A 2690-nucleotide genomic window follows, 5' to 3' on the forward strand; every position below is an offset into this window, starting at 1 on the left:
ATCCAGATCTTTGCTTTCGTTAAATCAAAATCCAAGTTTATGTATAGTTACAATGATTTTGAGCGTCTATTTTTGCGCTATAAATTGGAAGGGATCCCTGCGGGTGTTTCTATTGAGAAATTTTGTATGTCTAACAAAGTGCCTTATAACCTATTTGCCAAATGGTACACGGATACCCGCAAGAAGATAATTCCTGTTCAGGTTCTGGGTGCTCCCTCAACGGAGGCCGAAATGAAGGAAAGTCCTTCCCCAATCCCGGAACGAAAGCCGGAAGCGGATACTCTGCTTTCTTCGCATAGCGAACTTCGAATCTTGGTGGATATCCGTATGAGCAATGGTGTTCATATCAGTCAGAAAAATTTAAGCTACGCAGGTTTGAAAAGCTTAGTGGAGAAACTGGAGGGTTTATGTTGAATATTACAGGACTAAACCACTTTTTCTTTGTCCGTGATTTCCACGATATGCGCTGTAAATATGATAAGGTCCTATCCATCATCCATCAACAGTTGAACCGTGAACCGGAGGATGGTGATGTATTTATCGTGATGTCTAAAGATTTACGTTTGGTGCGTTTGTTCAGCTATGACCGACGGTCTTACAGTATGTTTGAGAAACGTTTCAGACCCGGCTACAAGTTTATGCAGGTAACCTATAATGGTGGTGAAAGTGTTTATTCAATCCATTGGCAGGATGTCATTCTCTTGTTAGAATCTCCTGTTATTAAAAAGTTGATAATCAAATAAATAACAAGAAAAAAGTATCGAAATTATTCTTTTATTTCATCGTTTTTTTGTATCTTTGAAGCAGCAAAGGTACTGAATATGAATGAGTTGGAAAGAATTAAACTGCTTTCTTCCGCACGGAAGTTGAAGGAACGGGAGGAGACTCCTGAACCTTTTGAAGACCCCTATTCAGATATGACCCCTGACGAAAAATCAAAAATGATAATCGCGCTGATGGCTTCCCGTGAGCGTGACGCTGAACGCATCCAACGGGACGAGGCCCGCATAGATGAACTGTTGTCCAAGGTTGATGAACTATTGTCTTTGCAGAAAGCCGCGATGGCAGCTGAAAAAGAGCGGGACGCTTATAAGCAGATGGTTGGTAATCTGTTGTCTAAAATAACAGTTTTGGAAGAGCGTCTTAAAGTCCGTAATAAAAACCTTTATGATGGTAAGAGCCAAAAGGGAATCCGTAAAAAGAAGCGTGAGGTCGAAGAGGGCCATACACGTGACAAGGATGATTTCGACGGCACTCCCCAATCCCTCGGCTCCTGCTTGCCACAATCTGGTGAGGCTCATGCGCAGGAAGAGGATTTTGAATCAAAATCAAAAGAAGCCCGTCTTTATCGTCAAGGACTTTCTTATCGCACTATGAGCGCTGACAATACGGTTTGTCATAATAGTGATATCCGCCAACTGCCGGCAGGTTCAAAAATCATCAAACGTTTCCGTAAATATGCCTATGAACAGGTAAGCAAGCTTGTCGAGCATGATTACGAGGTTATCCGCTATAAGACTTCGGACGGGAAAATTCATGAAGGCTATTTCCCTTTCAGTGGGCAGCCTGAAATCATTGACGTGGTTCCTGGAACGCACGCTTCCGGTTCTTTTCTGGCTTATCTTGCTTTCAACAAATATGTTCTGGATACCCCTCTTTATCGTGAAATGTACAGATTATCAGGTGAATCAATGCGTTTGAGCCGTATGAGTCTGACCAATTGGTTGGAGAAAGGCTCTACCCATTTCTGCGGTTTGATTGCTTATCTTAAGAATACTTGTTTGGAAAAGGATTCCATCGTGAACTGTGATGAGACCTGGTGCCGGGTAAAGCGTAAAGGCTGCTATAAGAAGAAATACATCTGGTGTCTGGTCAACAAACTGTCAAAAGTGGTTATCTATTGCTACGAGGATGGTTCCAGAGGACGTGATGCCTTGAAGGATATCTTGGGTGACAGCCAGGTGAAAGCTCTTCAGTCAGATGGCTACAATGTCTATCTGTATTTGGATGATCATATGGTCGATATAGAACATCTTTGTTGCATGGCCCATGCCCGTGCGAAGTTCAAGTATGCGTTGGATCAGGGTAATGATAAGGATGCGGCATTCATATTGGAATTGATCGGTGAGCTTTACAAGCTGGAACGCGAGTATGAAGAAGGGCAGTTGTCCCCCGAGCAGATAAAGCTTTGCCGGAATAACTTAAAGACCAAAGAAGTAATCATAAAGTTACGCAGTAAGCTTGACGTCTTGCTCAGTGACGGTCATCCGCCCCGCGGAGAGTTGATGGAGAAGGCAATAAATTATATGAATACTTTTTGGACTCAGCTGTTCGCCTACTTGAATGACGGCTCTTATTCCATCGACAATTCCATTGCCGAACGTTTTATCCGTCCCTTGGCCGGTGAGCGAAAGAACTCGTTATTCTTCGGAAGTGACAGGATGGCACACGTTTCAGCGGTATATCATACCATCATCTCAACCTGTAAGATGCAGGGTGTGTCTGTGCTTGATTATTTCAAGAGATTTTTCAGCGAAATTGTTAAAGGACGTAGGGATTATGAACATTTGTTACCCTTGACAATCGGACTGGAGTAATAACAAATATTAAAAATCAGTATCTTTTTTGACGTTATTTATGAGGGAACCGCCTTGTGGCGGCTTTCCTTGGGGTACACGTCAAAATTGGAC

The 2690-nt window shown here is 42.8% G+C and carries 3 protein-coding genes; all 3 read left to right on the plus strand.

All coding sequences use genetic code 11. The features are described from left to right. Nucleotides 1-39: 39 nt before the first annotated feature. The 3 genes from HMPREF0106_RS00225 to tnpC all read left to right on the plus strand — a co-directional run bounded on the left by HMPREF0106_RS00225 (nucleotide 40) and on the right by tnpC (nucleotide 2597). Nucleotides 40-414: a hypothetical protein gene (locus HMPREF0106_RS00225; RefSeq protein ID WP_009041306.1), complete on the plus strand. Its 375-nt coding sequence runs from the start codon at nucleotides 40-42 to the stop codon at nucleotides 412-414. Beyond that, nucleotides 408-743, plus strand: coding sequence for an IS66 family insertion sequence element accessory protein TnpB (gene tnpB / locus HMPREF0106_RS00220; protein ID WP_008998566.1), 336 nt, complete (start codon nucleotides 408-410; stop codon nucleotides 741-743). Before HMPREF0106_RS00225 ends, tnpB begins: the two co-directional genes overlap by 7 nt. A 78-nt stretch (nucleotides 744-821) precedes the next feature. Further along, a complete protein-coding gene (gene tnpC, locus HMPREF0106_RS00215) occupies nucleotides 822-2597 on the plus strand; it encodes an IS66 family transposase (protein ID WP_009041307.1) in 1776 nt (591 codons plus the stop codon). Nucleotides 2598-2690 lie beyond the last annotated feature (93 nt).

The sequence above is a fragment of the Bacteroides sp. D22 genome (assembly GCF_000163675.1).
In the GTDB taxonomy this organism is placed as follows: domain Bacteria; phylum Bacteroidota; class Bacteroidia; order Bacteroidales; family Bacteroidaceae; genus Bacteroides; species Bacteroides xylanisolvens.

Excerpts from the sequence above, each read along its gene's own strand:
- HMPREF0106_RS00225 (WP_009041306.1), top strand. The coding sequence starts at position 40 with ATGTATAGTTACAATGATTTTGAGCGTCTATTTTTGCGCTATAAATTG.
- tnpB (WP_008998566.1), top strand. The coding sequence starts at position 408 with ATGTTGAATATTACAGGACTAAACCACTTTTTCTTTGTCCGTGATTTC.
- tnpC (WP_009041307.1), top strand. The coding sequence starts at position 822 with ATGAATGAGTTGGAAAGAATTAAACTGCTTTCTTCCGCACGGAAGTTG.